Origin of the sequence: Bacillus sp. FSL K6-0255, assembly GCF_045040725.1 — a bacterium.
GTDB lineage: Bacteria > Bacillota > Bacilli > Bacillales > Bacillaceae > Bacillus > Bacillus subtilis.
Genome location: NZ_CP150278.1, coordinates 417,487 through 434,557 on the forward strand (window position 1 = coordinate 417,487; position 17,071 = coordinate 434,557).

Below are 17,071 nucleotides of genomic sequence, written 5' to 3' on the forward strand. Positions count from 1 at the left end.
GAGTAACATGATAGTAATCATAGAGAAGGAGGCTCGCAATTGGCTGAATTCATATTAAATGCAGCGGATTTCGGTGTTCCTGGAGATGGTAAAACGGATTCGACAGAACGGATTAATCAGTGCCTCAGTACAGCTGTATCGAAAGGCTATCATACTGTCTGGTTTCCAAAGGGAACATATTTAATAGACGCAACGCTTGGCGGAGATCTTAATCAGAGGTTTCGAAACGCGGGGATCATTGTTCCCGGCAACCTTGAGATTATGATGGACCCCGAATGTATCATGAAAGTGATCCCGAATAGTTCGTGGGGTTATTCCGCATTTTATGTGGGCAAGCAAGAGAATATAACCATTTCCGGGGGACAAATTATCGGCGAACGGGATGAGCATACGTATGCCTCGGCAGGGATAAGGTCAACCCATGAATGGGGCTTTGGCATATGTATTGAAGGATGCTCGAATGTTGTCATTGATGATGTGAAAATTTCTGATTTTACCGGCGATGGGATCATAGTCAGCCCAAGGGGATTAAAGACCAATCAAGATTATCGAACGTCAGAGCAAATTATCATCCGCCGCTGTGAGGTTCGGCGGTCGAGGAGAAATAACATTTCCATTACCGGATGTGACATGGTCACGGTGGAGGAATGCTTGATTGAAGATGCCGGAACGGGGAATGGAACAGCGCCGAAATTCGGAATTGACATTGAAGGATATGGCGAAGGTGATGTTGATTATGAGGAACCGATTAATGTATCAATTCGCAATAACCACTTTGTTGGAAACGTTTCAAGTTCTGTGACCAATTTTAACGGGTATGGCATTTTAATAGAAGGAAATCACTCTGACAATACAATCAGCTACGGATATGGGACGCAAACAGTGATCAAGGGCAATATTCTGAGACGCCCTGAAGACGCGGCGGCTGCGCCAAGAGTCGGGATAACCGGACTCGGTGTATCACAAGGAAAAGAGACCAGTGATGCAGTGATCGCTGGCAACCTCATTACCGGATTTTCAACTGGAATTGATGTCAGAGGAAAGAGCGTTCTTGTGACGAACAACAAAATCAGCAACTTTGAAAACACAGGGATATTGGTTTATCAGTCTTCCGATGTAAAGGTAGACGGAAACCAAATTCAAAACGGACTGTCTGAAACAAGGCGCAGCATCGGTCTTCGCGCAGTGCTGTCAGATGACATCGCTTTTCTGAATAACTGTCTCATTCAAGTCGTTGACGGTGTGAACGTTTCCGGCGGAAATATGATCATTAAAGATAATCTCCTGAGAAAATTCAGCCGGGGCATTTGGATTGCTCAAGGGAACGCGGTGATTGAAGGGAATACACTGAATCCTGACGCGTTTGAAGCAGTGCCGGAATCATATTCTGTTTCCGTCACAAACAATGCCGGCGCCATCATCAAAAACAATACATTTAAAGAGTTCAAAAATTACCCCATTTATTGCTCCACAAGTGCGAAAACCTCAATTATCGGCAACCACTTAGAGAGATCTCCGCTTTTGGTCACCATCTATATCAGCGCCGGTGTGCATGAGATTTTTGATAATACCATTTCAGTCAACAGAACAGCCGGGAATCCGATTGTGATTTATATCAATGGCTCTGCAGGCTCTATCGTCTCAGGAAACACCATCAATAACCTCTCCGCGGGCACTGCGACAGCTATTCAAACAAACACGTCAACCAACTCCAAAATCATCGGCAACCGCATTTTTAAAGGGACAATCAACAAACACAGCAGTGATACAATAGACGGCAATTTTATCGTCTGAAAAAAGCGCCCCCTCTAGGGGTTCTTTTTTTTCGATTTATAGATCACGTACATTTCTCTTACAAGTACTAACACAAAAAATAAAAGCACGACCCATTCCGCAAATGTTGTCATCTTAAAGCTGGACATATTGTTATAAACGGCTTTTGTTAAACTGAACCCTTGAAGCATGTCCATCAATACAGAAATAGCTAATAAACAAATTAATATGACTCCGGTCACGCCCAATATCTTCATGCTTCATCATCCTCCGCTTTTAGTGTCTATCGTTGGCGGAGAAGTTATACCGCATCTAACCCTAATGCATAATCTCAATTTTAAAAGGAAGAATATGAGAAAACGACAAGGAAAGGTATTTGTGTATGCCTTTATTTTCTAAGCGAAAGAACAATACCGATTCAAAAGACAAGCAGAATACAGACGAAAGGAATCAGGAACAGCAGCAAGAAAAAGAAAGGCCGGTTCTCATTTCTCCAAGTTTAGCAAAGAATATAGCGGAAACGAAAAAGGAAGTCGGAAGCAGCTCTGACGTCATCATTCGCGAGATTAAAATCGGGGAGCAGGATCATGTCCACCTAGCTGTTATCTATATTTCTGGGCTGGTCGATAATAACACGATCCATGAGTCGTTAATTGACCCATTGGTACAGGATGAGTCTATCCAGAATACTCATGCGATCCAGCAAATTCTTGAAAAAACGCTCCCGCTGGGCGGGGTGAAAGCGGAAAAGAGCTGGGACAAGCTTTTTTCCGAGTTAATGCTTGGCAATGCGCTCATTTTTGCTGATGGCCATGATGAAGCTTTGATTTGCAGCACTCAAGGGGGAGAGCAGCGCTCCATCCAAGAGCCGAGCACCCAGGTGTCATTCCGCGGCCCGCGCCAAGGGTTTACAGAGTCTCTGCAAACCAATATTTCCATGATCCGGCGATACATTAAAAATCCGAATTTATGGGTTGAAAAAATGAAAAAAGGTTCTGTTACGAATACGGATATCGCTCTCATGTACATTCAAGGAATATGTGATGAAAAGGTGCTGAAGGAAGTGAAACAGCGCCTGGAAAAAATAGATATTGACAGTATTTTGGAATCTGGATATATTGAGCAGCTGATTGAAGATGAAACCTTTACGACGTTTCCGACTATGTATCATACAGAACGCCCTGATGTTGTAGCGGGTAATCTGTTAGAAGGAAGATTCGCGATTATTGTGGACGGAACACCGTTTGTGCTTATTGCCCCAGCCTTATTTGTCCAGTTTTTTCAGTCTGTTGAGGATTATTATTCGCGTTTTGACATTGCGACAAGCATAAGAATTCTTCGTGTTTTAGTCTTTTTCATTTCGCTTGTGGCACCAGCTGTATACGTGGCAGCCACGACGTTTCATCAAGAAATGATACCGACTCAGCTGTTAGTGGTCATTGCGGCCCAGCGGGAAATTGTCCCGTTTCCGGCTGTTGTGGAGGCGCTGACGATGGAGGTTGCTTTTGAGATTCTGAGGGAAGCGGGAGTCAGGCTGCCCCGGGTTGTCGGCTCGGCAGTGTCAATCGTAGGCGCGCTCGTAATCGGCCAGGCTGCCGTACAGGCTGGTATCGTCTCTCCGGCAATGGTGATTATCGTGGCACTCACCGCGATTGCGAGCTTCGCAACACCGGCGTTTGCAATGGCGATTTCAGCCCGGCTTATTCGGTTTATCTTTATTATTGCCTCAGCTGTTATGGGTTTTTACGGGCTGATTTTAGGGATCATTATGATGTTTGTCCACTTATGCAGTCTTCGTTCATTCGGCGTTCCATATATGTCGCCGCTTGCACCTTTTTCTTCACAAGGCGTAAAGGACGCGCTTTTCCGGGTTCCGTGGTGGGCCGATGAAAAAAGGCCGGAATCGGTCAGCAAGGAAGATAAGGTGCGGCAGGGGAAAGATCAACGCCCAGAGCCGGCCGCTTCACGAGGAATGGTGAACAAAGATTTGGAAGAAGGGGATCAGAATGGTACGTAAATGTCTATTAGCCGTTCTCATGCTTTTGAGCGTCATTGTGCTGCCCGGCTGCTGGGATAAGCGGGAGCTGACGGATCTTGCGATTATCTCGGCGATTGGCATCGATCGGACAAACGACAGCAACTACGTGCTGCATCTTCAAATTATCAATCCAGGAAATGTTGCCGGCGGCCTTCAGGGAGGCGGTGCTGGAGACAGGCCGCCTGTATCTGTCTATTCGATTGAAGGTAACAATATAACGGAAGCACTCAGAAAAGCCTCCATGAAGGTATCACGGCGGCTTTATTTTGCCCATACCAATCTAGTCGTGATCAATGAAAAGCTGGCAAAAGAAGAAGGTTTGGATTTTGTATTAGATAATCTTGACCGGGACACAGAATTCAGGACAACAGCAACATTCGTCGTTGCCCATAAAACAAAAGCAGAAAATATTGTGAAAATCTTGACGCCGATTGATAAAATTCCGTCAAATAAAGTCAATAAAACACTCGATTTCACGGAGGCACAATACGGGCGGGTGGTCAAAATCAATATTCAGGACGTTTTGAAAACACTTGCCGCCAACACTATGGCACCGGTCATCCCCGGATATATGATGATTGGTGACGATAAAAAAGGAGTCAGCATGGAAAACACGCAGGCGACTGACCCGAAAGCCATTCTTCAGGCAGATGGTTTGGCGGTTTTTGATAAGGCAGGATATTTAAAGTATTGGCTGGAAGATGATGAAAGCGTGGGGGCAGTCTGGCTTATGAATAAGATCCAGCATACGTTTATTAATGCTGACTGGGGCAAGACGAAGGATGCGGTCAGCTTGCAGGTTACCCATCAAGATACAAAGCTGGTACCGAAAATGCGGAACGGACGCCCGTACATCCATGTGAAAGTGTCGGTTGAAGGTATTATAGATGCTGTCAAATACCCTTTCCAATTGTCTGATCCCAAGGTGCTGGCCGCTATTGAAAAAGCGCTCAACAAAGAGCTTGAAAAGGAAATCAGCCATACTGTGAAAAAGATTAAGAAGAATAAAATAGATTTTATCGGTTTTGGTGACACGATATATAGAAAGTATCCGGAGCAGTGGGAGAAAATGAAGGACACTTGGGACAAAGAATATTTGCCGGAACTGCCCATCGATGTGAAGGCCGAGACGTATATCAGAAGGACGGGATTGCGAAACAATCCGATCAAACACCAGTTTAAAGATGATTAGGTCTGAAGAAAGGGGAAGTGACAGATGGAAAAAGCCAGAATAAGCATAAGGCAGTTGTTTGTCATGATTATCATTTTTGAACTGGGCAGCTCCTTATTGATTACACCGGGATCAATGGCGGGCAGGGATGCTTGGATAGCAGTTTTATTAGGCTGTGCGATCGGACTGTTTCTTTTCTATTTGTATCAAGGCATTTATCAATGTTATCCGAATTCTTCTCCGAAAGAATATATGGATGATATGCTGGGAACCAAGCTGAGCTGGCTGTTTTCATTTCTCTATATCTTGTACTTTGCCTATATTGCCGCAAGGGTGCTGCGTGACTTTGGAGAAATGCTGCTGACGTTTGCTTATCATGATACACCTATCATTATTGTAAATGCTTTATTAATGGTAGTAAGCATATATGCCGTAAGAAAAGGAATTGAAGTACTCGCACGCGCGGCCGAACTTCTTTTCGGGGCCATGTATTTACTGGGCGCGATCGGCCTTGTGCTGATTATTGTCTCAGGGACTATAGACCCGCACAATTTAAAGCCGGTTTTGGCAAACGGCATTTCTCCTGTCCTTCACTCTGTTTTCACACAGACCATGTACGTTCCATTTGGTGAAGTTGTTTTATTTGTGATGATTTTCCCTAACCTGAATGACAGAAAAGATGTGAAAAAAATGGGGATGATCGCCATGGCTATTAGCGGATTGATTGTGGCGCTCACCGTGGCGATTAATATTAGCGTGCTTGATGTTGATCTTACACTCAGATCCCAGTTTCCGCTTTTAAGCACGATCCAGACAATCAAGGTCGAAGAATTTTTAGACCGGCTCGATGTCTTTTTTATGCTGGCGCTGATCATCGGCGGCTTCTTTAAGGTCAGCCTCTACTTATATGCCACTGTGGTTGGGACATCTACGCTCTTTAAGGAAAAGAACCCCTCTCAATTGGCTTATCCGATGGGATTGGGCATCTTAATCCTTTCTATAACGATCGCGACTAACTTTTCGGAGCACTTGAATGAAGGCCTGAACGTGGTGCCGCTGTATATTCATTTGCCTTTTCAATTATTGTTTCCGCTCTTTCTGTTTATTGTGGCCGTTTGGAAAAAGAAACGAAGAGAGAAGTCAAAAGGGGAGGAAGCAAAAAAATGATAAAAAGAGCGGGGGGATGCGGCCGCCGCTCTTTTTATGTTCACTTCTATATAAAAGGGGGATATAGGGTGCGCCCCTGTCTGCACTGGCAGAGGCGCGTTTTGTTATACGACTGCGACGTTTTCCTTCACAGTAAAGCTTCCTCTTGAAAGTCTGATATTGATGTCTGACACTTTTGCAATTTGTTCATCGTGCGTCACCATAATGACGCATTTATCTTCCTTGTGCGCCAGATCCTGAAAGAGCCGTACGATCTCTTTTGATGTGTCCTCATCAAGGTTTCCGGTCGGTTCATCGGCTACGATAAGATCCGTGTCACAGCAGAAAGCCCTTGTAATTGATACCCGCTGCTGCTGTCCGCCGCTCAGTGTGAGCACTTTTTGCCGGGCTTGTTTTTCGTTGATGCCAACCTTCTGCAGCATGTCAAGCGCATATGATTCTTTGTTCTTTTCTTTAGAACCTGTGATTTCCATAGCGGTTGTGACGTTCTGCAAAGCCGTCATATACGGGAGCAGGTTGTACGCCTGAAAGACGATTGATACATATTGATTTCTGAAATTGGTTAAGCCGATTTTAGAAACCGCTTTTCCGTCGTAAAGGATGTTTCCTTCTTTTGGTGCGTCAAGTCCGCCTGCCAGAGACAGGAAAGTGGTTTTCCCCGTCCCTGATGTTCCGACGATTGTGTAGAATTTTCCTTTTTGAAAGCTGATGTTAATATCCTGAAACAATGGCTGGCTTTTGTCTTTATACCAGTAGCCGACTTGTTGAAATTGTAATAAGCTCATAGGTTCCGCCTCTTTCTATTCCTGTTTTGTCAATATCGTTTTCGGATGAAGCCGCAGTACTGAAATTGACGGCAGCAATGTTGCAATGATTGCGATTAGGATGCCGATCCCGCCCAGAATAAGCATGTCGTTCATAGAAACCGCGACGTTCAGTGAATCGATAACGTCTACGTTTGATGAACTGTGGCCGAACATTTTGCCGCCCATGCCGCCACCGCCGCCGGGCATTTGTCCGCTTGCGGTTTGCGTTGAATCGGTTGATGAACTGATTTGCTGGGATAAAAGCTGATTTCCAAGCTGATTCGCGACGAGATTTCCCGTCACAGATGCAAGGCCGATAGCGATAACGGCCACAATCAGAATCTCAGTCAAGAACTGTCCAATCAATTTCCATCGTTTTTCACCGATAGCCATTAACACGCCCATTTCGTATTTGCGCTCCCTGATTGACATCATGACAATCAGGCCAAGAATGACGGCGCCTGCCACTGATACAAGATACACCACGTTTTTAGAGAAAGAAGCCACATTTTCAATCGGTCCGACCATTTGCTGGTAAAGCTGATCGTTTGTATTCAGTGTGTACGTATCAAAGTCAATTGATGTTTTCTTCGCTGCTTTTACGAAAGCATCCATATTTTTCGCGTCGTCCATATAGTAAACAGCTGAGTCAATCGTATTTTTATAGTCGTCGCCTTTCAATGCCGCTGTTGCTGTGTAAGGCGTATAAAGCTTGTTATAAGGATTTAAGAAAGAGAAATTTTGGGCTTGGTCATCACCTGAAGATGTTGTTTTATAAATACCGACGATCTTCAGTTTTACTGTTGTATCCTCATCCGTTGCTGATTCAATTGTGATCGAATCGCCAACGCTTAAATCATTTTCTTCCGCTAATGTTTCGTTGATCACTGTTACTTTTTTGCCGACATCTGATTTTGTAATCGCGCGTCCGTCTGTGATTTTTGAATCCCCGTCAGAGAAATCATCAACTAATGCTGTGCTGATGACACCTTCAATAGAAAGATCGGCTTGAACCATTTGCGGTCCGCCTTGTCCGCCACCTTGGCTGTTTTTAGCGTTTGAGCTTGAACTGCTGGAGCTGGAATCACTTGAACTAGAGCTTTCAATCGCATCAAAGTTTCCTGCGTTGGCTGAAGCTGATGCGGTGTAATTGTAGCTCTTCACATGATCAAGCGCTGCAAGCTTATTCGCATCAGACACTTTGATCGGTGTTGATTCGAAGCTGCGCTTTTCACCGCTGTCCTGCTGTTTTTCCATTTGCTTTTGACGGTCAACCTGAAGTGTCACGCTTCCGCCAAGTTCCTGTCTGGCCAGTTCGCTTGACTTTTGTGCTGCCGACTGGATGGTGAGGCCTGATAGAACAAAGACACATATGACTGTAAACACAAATAATTGCAATAACGTTTTTCCCTTTTTAGCCTTCATATTCCAAAAGGCCCGTTTGATAAAGTTCATTTATGTTCCTCCGTATTGGTATTTTTATTGATAAGACCGCCTCTGGGGCGCCCGCTTGCTGATAAATTAATAGTAGTCCAAAGGTATGAAAAAAATATGAACAATCTATTTCTAGTTGATGAAATAAAAACTAACAATTGTGAAACGCAAAACCTTCTGTTTAAAATGGTGCTATTATATAAAAAAGCATCAAAACAACCGGAGGATATAATGAAAATATTAATGATAGAAGATAATGTTAGTGTTTGTACGATGACGGAGATGTTCTTTTTTAAGGAAGGTTTTGAAGCGGAATTCGTTCATGACGGATTAGAGGGATACCAGCGTTTTACGGAAGAAAATTGGGATCTGATTATTTTGGATATCATGCTTCCATCTATGGACGGCGTGACCATTTGCAGAAAAATAAGAGAGACAAGCACGGTGCCGATTATCATGCTGACTGCCAAAGACACTGAATCAGATCAGGTCATCGGTTTTGAGATGGGGGCGGATGATTATGTCACGAAGCCGTTCAGCCCGCTGACATTGGTTGCCCGCATCAAAGCCGTCATCAGAAGATACAAGGCGACAGGAAAAGCGGTTGTTGATGAAGATATGATCGAAACGGAATGCTTTACCATTAATAAGAAGACGAGAGAAGTATTATTAAACGGAGAGCCTGTAGAAAATCTCACGCCCAAGGAATTCGATCTGCTTTATTACCTTGTCCAAAATCCGCGGCAGGTGTTCTCCAGAGAACAGCTGCTTGAGCAGGTATGGGGCTATCAGTTTTATGGAGATGAGCGAACGGTTGACGTTCATATCAAACGGCTGCGGAAAAAGCTTGCCAGCGAGGACAAGCCTTTCCTGTATACTGTGTGGGGAGTAGGGTATAAATTTGATGAAGATTAAATATTTATATCAGCTGCTGCTAAGCCATATCAGCATTTTGATTTTAGCGTTTGTCATTATCATTTCTCTGTTTTCCCACTTTGTGAAGGAATTTGCCTATCAGAACAAAGTAGAGGAATTGACGTCATATGCGGTGCAGATTGCAAATGAATTCCAAGCCGGCCAGGTGGACATGCGCAGGCTCTATCCTTATCAGGACATGTTAAGCACAAGAAAGACGCAGTTTATCATCTTTAATGAAGAGCAACAGCCCTATTTTCTTCCTGAAGGCTTTCATCACCCACCAAGGGAACAGCTGAAGAAATCAGAATGGAATAAACTAAAAAAAGGGCAGACTGTCATGATCAGGGCAGATGGCCGTTTTGATGATGAAGTGTCACTTGTGGCGCAGCCTATATTTGTTCAGAACGAATTTAAAGGCGCCGTTCTGCTGATTTCTCCGATCAGCGGTGTTGAACAGATGGTCAATCAGGTCAACCTCTATATGTTTTACGCTGTGATCAGCACGCTTGTGATTACGATTCTCGTGAGTTGGCTTCTGTCCAAATTCCATGTCAAGCGGATTCAAAAGCTGAGAGAAGCGACAGATAAAGTGGCTTCCGGCGATTATGACATCCATTTGGAAAACAGCTACGGGGACGAAATCGGCGTTCTGGCGTCTGACTTTAATATCATGGCGAAAAAACTAAAGCAGTCAAGGGATGAAATTGAGCGCCTTGAGAAGCGGAGAAGGCAGTTTATCGCTGACGTGTCACATGAATTAAAAACACCGCTGACGACGATCAACGGTTTGGTTGAAGGGTTGAACAGCCATACGATTCCTGAGGATAAAAAGGATAAATGCTTCTCGCTGATCAGTGAGGAAACGAAGCGCATGCTGCGGCTCGTAAAAGAAAATCTGGATTATGAAAAAATCAGATCCCAGCAAATTACCTTGAACAAGCTAGACGTTCCTCTGATCGAGGTGTTTGAAATCGTGAAAGAGCACTTGCAGCAGCAGGCGGAAGAAAAACAAAACAAGCTGATGATCCAAGTAGAGGATCACGTCATCGTACATGCCGATTATGACCGGTTCATTCAAATTCTCGTCAACATTACGAAAAACAGCATCCAATTTACGCAAAACGGTGACATTTGGCTGCGCGGAATGGAAGGTTATAAAGAGACGATTATTGAAATTGAAGACACGGGTATCGGCATTCCAAAAGAGGATATTGAGCATATTTGGGAGCGATTCTATAAAGCAGATATTTCAAGAACGAACACAGCATACGGTGAATACGGACTCGGTCTCTCGATCGTAAGGCAGCTCGTTGAAATGCACCAGGGCACAGTAGAAATCAAGAGTGAAGAAGGGAAAGGCACAAAGTTCATCATCCGCCTTCCTTTAACGGCAAAACAGCAATAGCATACAGGGCGGCGCATCAACTGATGCATCCGCCTTTTTTGCACACCGCTTCGGTTTATTGCGTGCTCCCGAAAACAAAGATTGCGTGTTTTTCGGGTTGGGACGGTCTATAAACATGATAAAATATGACATAAACAGTTTTTGATGGGAGAGGGTGAAGGAATGAAGAGCGGGGTAATTCCTTCTTCAGCGGTCGGTCAAAAAATTAACGAGTGGTACAGATATATCCGGACATTCAGCGTGCCGGATGCCGAAGTGTTAAAAGCTGAAATCCAGCAGGAACTGAAACACATGCAGCATGATTCCAACTTGCTGCTTTATTATTCACTAATGGAATTCCGGCACCAGCTTATGCTGGATTATCTTGAGCCGTTAGAGAAATTAAATATCGAAGACCAGCCAAGCCTGTCTGAATTATCAAGAAACATTGACAGCAACCAGGCAGATCTCAAAGGGCTGCTCGACTATTACGTGAATTTTTTTCGCGGGATGTATGAATTTGATAAGCGGGAATTTATTTCTGCCATTACATACTATAAACAGGCGGAGAAAAAGCTCTCCTTTGTCGCAGACCATATTGAACGGGCTGAATTTTATTTTAAAATCGCGGAAGCTTATTATTATATGAAGCAAACGTATTTTTCATTGATTAATATAAAAAACGCCTATGAAATTTACGTGGAGCAGGAAACCTATAATGTGAGAATCATTCAGTGCCATTTCGTGTTCGGGGTCAACCTGATGGATGAAAGAAATTTCGAACAAGCCGCACGCCATTTCAAATTGGCGCTCAATATGGCCCAAGCAGAACAAAAAGCCCAGCTGGTTGGAAGAGCATACTACAATCTCGGGTTATGCTATTACAATCAAGACCTTCTAGACCCTGCCATTGATTACTTTGAAAAAGCGGTCTCCACATTTGAAAGCAGCAGGATCGTCAATTCTCTCCCGCAAGCCTATTTTTTAATCACCCTGATTTATTATAAACAGGGAAAACATGATAAAGCTTCGGAATATCACAAGCGGGGCTATGAATATGCTAAAGAAACAGACGATGCAGACTATGCCGTAAAATTCGAGTTTTTGCAATCCCTATATCAGGATCAGCCCAATGAAGAAGGAATCGAACGATGTTTCCAGTACTTAAAAAATAAAAATATGTACGCTGATATAGAGGATTTAGCCCTAGAAGTAGCAAAATATTACTATGAACAGAAATGGTTTAAACTGTCTGCTTCCTACTTTCTACAAGTTGAAGAGGCAAGAAAACAAATACAAAGGAGTGAAGGTTTGTATGAAATTGAAATCTAAGTTGTTTGTTATTTGTTTGGCCGCAGCCGCGATTTTTACAGCGGCTGGCGTTTCTGCTAATGCGGAAGCACTCGACTTTCATGTGACAGAAAGAGGAATGACGTAAGAACAAGCCCCTTCTCATTAGCGAGAAGGGGTTTTTCTTTTCAAAAAAACACCGCAGGACATAGTCTTGCGGTGCCGCCTTCATGGAGATTACGTTTATTTAGTAGCCTCCTACAAATGCAGTTCCCACAATGATCAAGAGGATAAATAACACAACAATCAAAGCGAAAGAAGTTCCGTAACCTGACATTTTGTGCACCTCCTTGCGAGATTGCTTCAGCATATACTGCAAAACTGTGGCGGACAGGGTTCCGCAGAGACGGTCAGCAGCTTAGTAGCCGCCAACAAACGCAGTCCCTACGATAATTAAAAGAATAAACAATACAACGATTAAAGCGAAAGAACTGATGCCGCCGTAACCGCCGCCGTTAGAGTATCCTGACATAAGGTTTCACCTCCCTATGAAGGATACTATAAGATATGCTGAACCGATCCATTTGGCAGGGATAATAGTGGACAAGAGAAAAAATGAAGAATTCGGCTATATGAAGGTGATATAAAAAATAGCGGGCGCTGCCGCCCGCTATTTATGTACGATTAAGAGATCAGCACGCCCGCGAAAAATTCCTGGTATAACGCTTGAACGGCTTTTCTTTCTTCGGCTTCTTTTACGCCAAACATCATGCTCACTTCAGAAGATCCCTGATTGATCATTTCGATATTCACCTGTGCCTCTGATAATGCTTTGGCGGCTCTTGCCGTTGTACCGACATTGTGGCGCATCGCTTCCCCTACAACCATAATTAGGGCGAGATGATGCTCGACGATGACTTCATCGGCATGCAAATCCTCTTCGATCCGTTTGATGACGCTGCGTTCAGTGGCTGCATCCATTTGCCCCTGCCGTAAAATGATTGTCATGTCATCGATTCCCGATGGAACATGCTCATACGTCAAACCATGCTCCTCCAGGATGTGAAGGGCTCTGCGGCCAAAACCGATTTCTCTGTTCATGAGATACTTGCTGATATAAATGCTGCAAAAACCGGTGTCGCTGGCAATGCCGACGACAGGCCCGTTTGTGTTATCCCGCTTGCTGACGACGCGGGTGCCTTCGGCTGAGGGGTTGTTCGTATTTTTGATCTGAACAGGAATCCCCGCTCTGAATGCCGGAATGAGCGCTTCATCATGAAACACTGAAAAACCCGCGTAGGACAGCTCCCGCATCTCTCTATATGTCAGCTCGCTGATTTCCTTTGGATTCTCAACGAAGGACGGATTGACAGAATACACAGCGTCTACGTCTGTAAAGTTTTCGTACAAATCGGCTTGTAGTCCGTTGGCAAGAATCGAACCGGTAATATCAGAACCGCTCCGTGAGAATGTGATCACATCGCCATCCTTGCTGAATCCGAAAAAACCGGGAAAAATGATGAGTCCGTCACGTTCCCGAAGACGATAGAGGTTTTGATAGGATTCAGGAAGAACTTGCGCGTTGCCGGGTTCATTTGTCACAAAGAGGCCAGCATCCTTCGGGTTTACATATTCCGCTTTGACGCCTTTATAACGGAAGTAAGCGGCGATCAACTTGGCATTGTTATCCTCTCCGCTGGCCTTGACTGCGTCAAGGTATTGCTCGGGATTGCTTTTATCTCCTTCTAAAAGCGTAAACAGATCATTTCTGATTTTTTCGATAATGCTTTGCCCCAGCTGAAGCTCATTGGCGATGAGAGCGTACCGTTCCACAACAGCTTCCGCCAGTTCAGGTGCGCTGCCTGATGCCAAATATTGTTCTGCACATGCGATTAAGAGATCAGTCACTTTCGTATCCTCGGCATAGCGTTTTCCCGGAGCTGAGACGACTACAGCTTTCCGTGCCGGGTCTGAGGTAACGATGTGAAACACCTTGTCAAGCTGGGCGCCTGAAGCAAGTGAGCTGCCTCCGAATTTAACGACCTTCATGTTTACATCTCCTAATGTTTAAAATTTTCACACAAATTTAGTATTTATTATCTCTCTTTCAGTACTGTAAATCAAGGGGGAATTTCTATCCGGGGAGAACATTTGTATTTTCCACGAGGAATAATGTCAGGTTTGCTGACCGTATACCTGCGTTATAAAGATAAATATGGTAAACAGCCTAACGTTTTGGGATGGAAAATGGTTAGAATGATTAGTAAAATGGATAAATGACTAGGTTAATATTTTTAAAGAATATTGACTAACCCTAGAAAAATGGTAATATGTAAATGATAATGATAATCAATTACTATATGGCCATATTGTTTTGAGTCCTTGCGGAGTAGGAGATACGTTCTTTTTGCTGTAAGGATGTAAGGAGGCAGCATGAAGCTACGTTACTTATTTATTCTACTTATCATATTAGCAGTCACATCTGTATTTATCGGTGTAGAAGATCTGTCGCCGCTTGATCTCTTCGATTTAAGCAAACAAGAGGCGTCAACGCTGTTTGCAAGCCGTTTGCCGCGATTGATCAGCATTGTCATCGCGGGATTAAGCATGAGCATCTGCGGTTTGATTATGCAGCAGATCAGCAGAAACAAATTCGTGTCACCGACGACGGCGGGCACGATGGATTGGGCGAGGCTCGGCATTTTAATTTCCTTGCTGCTGTTTACATCCGCCAGTCCTTTAATCAAAATGCTGGTCGCGTTTGTCTTTGCCCTTGCAGGAAATTTTCTGTTTATGAAAATCCTTGAAAGAATCAAGTTTAACGATACCATCTTTATTCCGCTTGTCGGTTTAATGCTCGGGAATATCGTCAGTTCAATCGCGACATTTATCGCATATAAATATGACTTGATCCAGAATGTGTCATCATGGCTGCAGGGAGACTTCTCTTTAGTCGTGAAAGGAAGATACGAGCTTCTTTATCTGAGTATTCCGCTCGTGATCATTGCCTATGTGTATGCGGATAAATTCACATTGGCCGGTATGGGTGAAAGCTTTTCTGTCAACCTCGGCCTGAAGTACAAACGGGTTGTGAACATCGGGCTCATTATCGTGTCCCTGATCACGTCCCTTGTTATTTTGACTGTCGGTATGCTGCCGTTTCTCGGTTTAATCATCCCGAATATTGTATCGATTTACAGAGGAGACAATCTGAAGAGCAGCCTGCCGCATACTGCGCTGTTGGGAGCGGTTTTTGTGCTGTTTTGCGATATACTGGGCAGAATCATTATCTTCCCTTATGAAATCTCGATTGGCCTGATGGTCGGAATCATCGGCAGCGGCATTTTCCTGTTTATGCTGTTAAGGAGAAAAGCCTATGCGTAACCAGATGAAAATAGCTTTGCTCGTTGTTTTAGCCATTGTATGTATAGGCTTGTTTTTGTTTTATGACTTAGGCAATTGGGATTACACCCTGCCGAGACGAATCAAAAAAGTCGCTGCCATTGTGCTGACGGGGGGAGCGATTGCGTTTTCGACCATGATCTTTCAAACGATTACGAACAACCGCATCCTGACGCCGAGCATTTTGGGCCTTGATTCTCTCTACATGCTGATTCAGACTGGCATTATCTTTTTGTTCGGTTCTGCGAATATGGTCATCATGAATAAAAACATCAACTTTATCATCTCTGTTCTGCTGATGATACTGTTTTCTCTTGTTTTGTATCAGATCATGTTCAAGGGTGAGGGGAGAAATATCTTTTTCCTTCTGCTTATCGGAATCGTGTTTGGCACGCTGTTCAGCAGCCTGTCTTCTTTTATGCAGATGCTGATTGATCCGAACGAGTTCCAAGTTGTGCAGGACAAGATGTTTGCCAGCTTTAACAATATCAATACGGATTTGTTATGGCTCGCGTTCATCATCTTCCTGCTGACAGGCGTTTATGTCTGGCGTTTTACAAAATTTTTCGATGTGCTGTCGCTCGGACGCGAGCACGCCGTGAATTTGGGCATTGACTACGACAAAGTGGTGAAGCAGATGCTGATCGTGGTTGCGATTTTGGTTTCTGTTTCAACAGCGCTAGTCGGGCCGATTATGTTTTTAGGCCTTCTGGTCGTCAACCTGGCGAGAGAATTCCTGAAAACATATAAGCATTCATACTTAATCGCAGGCTCCGTTTTCATCAGCATCATTGCGCTGGTCGGAGGGCAGTTTGTGGTTGAGAAAGTGTTTACCTTCTCAACGACGCTGAGCGTCATTATTAATTTTGCCGGCGGGATTTATTTTATCTACTTGCTGTTAAAGGAGAATAAATCATGGTAGAGGTCAGAAATGTAAGCAAACAATATGGCGGGAAAGTTGTTCTTGAAGAGACGTCAGTCACGATTCAAAAGGGCAAAATCACCTCGTTTATCGGTCCTAACGGCGCCGGCAAAAGTACGCTGCTGTCTATCATGAGCCGCCTGATCAAAAAGGATTCCGGCGAGATTTACATAGACGGACAAGAGATTGGAGCATGTGACAGCAAAGAGCTTGCCAAGAAAATGAGCATTTTGAAGCAGGCGAACCAAATTAATATCAGGCTCACGATCAAAGACCTCGTCAGTTTTGGCAGGTTTCCGTACTCACAGGGCCGGCTGACAGAGGAAGACTGGGTTCATATTAACCAGGCGCTCAGCTATATGAAGCTGGAAGACATTCAAGACAAATACTTGGATCAGCTGAGCGGCGGACAGTGCCAAAGGGCATTTATCGCCATGGTCATTGCCCAGGACACAGATTATATTTTTCTGGATGAGCCGCTGAACAATCTGGATATGAAACACTCAGTTGAAATTATGAAACTGCTGAAACGGCTGGTAGAGGAGCTTGGAAAAACGATCGTCATCGTTATTCACGATATCAATTTTGCTTCAGTCTATTCTGACCATATCGTCGCTTTGAAAAACGGCCGAATCGTAAAAGAAGGACCGCCTGAAGAAATGATAGAAACATCAGTGCTTGAGGAAATCTACGATATGACCATCCCGATTCAGACGATTGATAATCAAAGAATAGGTGTCTATTTTTCTTAATATATAGAAGAGGT

Annotated in this window: 17 protein-coding genes; 11 read left to right on the forward strand and 6 right to left on the reverse strand. The window is 44.1% G+C overall.

Annotated features, from left to right (window positions below; all coding sequences use genetic code 11):
• The first annotated feature begins 39 nt into the window (after positions 1 to 39).
• The gene (locus MHB62_RS02120; RefSeq protein ID WP_032722911.1) at positions 40 to 1,794 is read left to right on the forward strand and encodes a right-handed parallel beta-helix repeat-containing protein; all 1,755 of its coding nucleotides are present in this window, start codon (positions 40 to 42) and stop codon (positions 1,792 to 1,794) included.
• Positions 1,795 to 1,808: 14 nt separating this feature from the next.
• On the opposite strand, the gene MHB62_RS02125 is transcribed toward MHB62_RS02120, so the two are convergent.
• The gene (locus tag MHB62_RS02125; RefSeq protein WP_015715241.1) at positions 1,809 to 2,030 is read right to left on the reverse strand and encodes a hypothetical protein; all 222 of its coding nucleotides are present in this window, start codon (positions 2,028 to 2,030) and stop codon (positions 1,809 to 1,811) included.
• A 125-nt stretch (positions 2,031 to 2,155) separates the two neighbouring features.
• Between MHB62_RS02125 and gerKA the strand changes: the two genes are divergently transcribed.
• Genes gerKA through gerKB form a run of 3 tightly spaced genes read left to right on the forward strand, consistent with a single transcriptional unit; the run spans position 2,156 to position 6,149 of the window.
• Positions 2,156 to 3,790, forward strand: a complete 1,635-nt coding sequence (gene gerKA / locus MHB62_RS02130) for a spore germination protein GerKA (RefSeq protein WP_003246515.1) — start codon at positions 2,156 to 2,158, stop codon at positions 3,788 to 3,790.
• The gene (gerKC, locus tag MHB62_RS02135; protein ID WP_003246578.1) at positions 3,780 to 5,003 is read left to right on the forward strand and encodes a spore germination protein GerKC; all 1,224 of its coding nucleotides are present in this window, start codon (positions 3,780 to 3,782) and stop codon (positions 5,001 to 5,003) included. The genes gerKA and gerKC overlap by 11 nt, the downstream gene beginning before the upstream one ends.
• A 24-nt stretch (positions 5,004 to 5,027) precedes the next feature.
• On the forward strand, positions 5,028 to 6,149 hold the full coding sequence (gerKB, locus tag MHB62_RS02140) for a spore germination protein GerKB (protein ID WP_003234509.1): 1,122 nt from the start codon (positions 5,028 to 5,030) through the stop codon (positions 6,147 to 6,149).
• A gap of 104 nt (positions 6,150 to 6,253) precedes the next feature.
• On the opposite strand, the gene MHB62_RS02145 is transcribed toward gerKB, so the two are convergent.
• Positions 6,254 to 6,934 carry an ABC transporter ATP-binding protein gene (locus tag MHB62_RS02145; protein WP_032722912.1) on the reverse strand — a complete coding sequence of 227 codons (681 nt, stop codon included), beginning with the start codon at positions 6,932 to 6,934 and terminating at the stop codon, positions 6,254 to 6,256.
• A gap of 15 nt (positions 6,935 to 6,949) precedes the next feature.
• Positions 6,950 to 8,410: an ABC transporter permease gene (locus tag MHB62_RS02150; protein ID WP_032722913.1), complete on the reverse strand. Its 1,461-nt coding sequence runs from the start codon at positions 8,408 to 8,410 to the stop codon at positions 6,950 to 6,952.
• Between the two features lie 210 nt (positions 8,411 to 8,620).
• On the opposite strand from MHB62_RS02150, the gene yclJ reads away from it, so the two are divergent.
• The 4 genes from yclJ to phrC all read left to right on the forward strand — a co-directional run bounded on the left by yclJ (position 8,621) and on the right by phrC (position 12,129).
• On the forward strand, positions 8,621 to 9,304 hold the full coding sequence (gene yclJ / locus MHB62_RS02155; RefSeq protein ID WP_032722955.1) for a two-component system response regulator YclJ: 684 nt from the start codon (positions 8,621 to 8,623) through the stop codon (positions 9,302 to 9,304).
• Positions 9,291 to 10,712, forward strand: a complete 1,422-nt coding sequence (gene yclK, locus MHB62_RS02160) for a two-component system sensor histidine kinase YclK (protein WP_072173981.1) — start codon at positions 9,291 to 9,293, stop codon at positions 10,710 to 10,712. The genes yclJ and yclK overlap by 14 nt, the downstream gene beginning before the upstream one ends.
• 162 nt (positions 10,713 to 10,874) lie before the next feature.
• Complete coding sequence (gene rapC / locus MHB62_RS02165; protein ID WP_014475800.1) at positions 10,875 to 12,023, forward strand: response regulator aspartate phosphatase RapC; 1,149 nt, start codon at positions 10,875 to 10,877, stop codon at positions 12,021 to 12,023.
• The gene (gene phrC / locus MHB62_RS02170) at positions 12,007 to 12,129 is read left to right on the forward strand and encodes a phosphatase RapC inhibitor PhrC (RefSeq protein WP_003224994.1); all 123 of its coding nucleotides are present in this window, start codon (positions 12,007 to 12,009) and stop codon (positions 12,127 to 12,129) included. Before rapC ends, phrC begins: the two co-directional genes overlap by 17 nt.
• Before the next feature lie 99 nt (positions 12,130 to 12,228).
• Here the strand turns inward: phrC and MHB62_RS02175 are convergent, their stop codons facing one another.
• The 3 genes from MHB62_RS02175 to MHB62_RS02185 all read right to left on the reverse strand — a co-directional run bounded on the left by MHB62_RS02175 (position 12,229) and on the right by MHB62_RS02185 (position 14,030).
• On the reverse strand, positions 12,229 to 12,318 hold the full coding sequence (locus MHB62_RS02175) for a YjcZ family sporulation protein (RefSeq protein WP_015482794.1): 90 nt from the start codon (positions 12,316 to 12,318) through the stop codon (positions 12,229 to 12,231).
• An 81-nt stretch (positions 12,319 to 12,399) separates the two neighbouring features.
• Positions 12,400 to 12,513: a YjcZ family sporulation protein gene (locus tag MHB62_RS02180; protein ID WP_014478831.1), complete on the reverse strand. Its 114-nt coding sequence runs from the start codon at positions 12,511 to 12,513 to the stop codon at positions 12,400 to 12,402.
• Positions 12,514 to 12,665: 152 nt separating this feature from the next.
• The gene (locus MHB62_RS02185; protein ID WP_015715246.1) at positions 12,666 to 14,030 is read right to left on the reverse strand and encodes an aspartate kinase; all 1,365 of its coding nucleotides are present in this window, start codon (positions 14,028 to 14,030) and stop codon (positions 12,666 to 12,668) included.
• A gap of 384 nt (positions 14,031 to 14,414) precedes the next feature.
• Between MHB62_RS02185 and yclN the strand changes: the two genes are divergently transcribed.
• Genes yclN through yclP form a run of 3 tightly spaced genes read left to right on the forward strand, consistent with a single transcriptional unit; the run spans position 14,415 to position 17,057 of the window.
• On the forward strand, positions 14,415 to 15,365 hold the full coding sequence (gene yclN / locus MHB62_RS02190) for a petrobactin ABC transporter permease YclN (protein ID WP_014475804.1): 951 nt from the start codon (positions 14,415 to 14,417) through the stop codon (positions 15,363 to 15,365).
• On the forward strand, positions 15,358 to 16,305 hold the full coding sequence (gene yclO / locus MHB62_RS02195; protein WP_014475805.1) for a petrobactin ABC transporter permease YclO: 948 nt from the start codon (positions 15,358 to 15,360) through the stop codon (positions 16,303 to 16,305). The genes yclN and yclO overlap by 8 nt, the downstream gene beginning before the upstream one ends.
• Positions 16,299 to 17,057, forward strand: coding sequence for a petrobactin ABC transporter ATP-binding protein YclP (gene yclP, locus MHB62_RS02200; protein WP_014475806.1), 759 nt, complete (start codon positions 16,299 to 16,301; stop codon positions 17,055 to 17,057). The genes yclO and yclP overlap by 7 nt, the downstream gene beginning before the upstream one ends.
• Positions 17,058 to 17,071 lie beyond the last annotated feature (14 nt).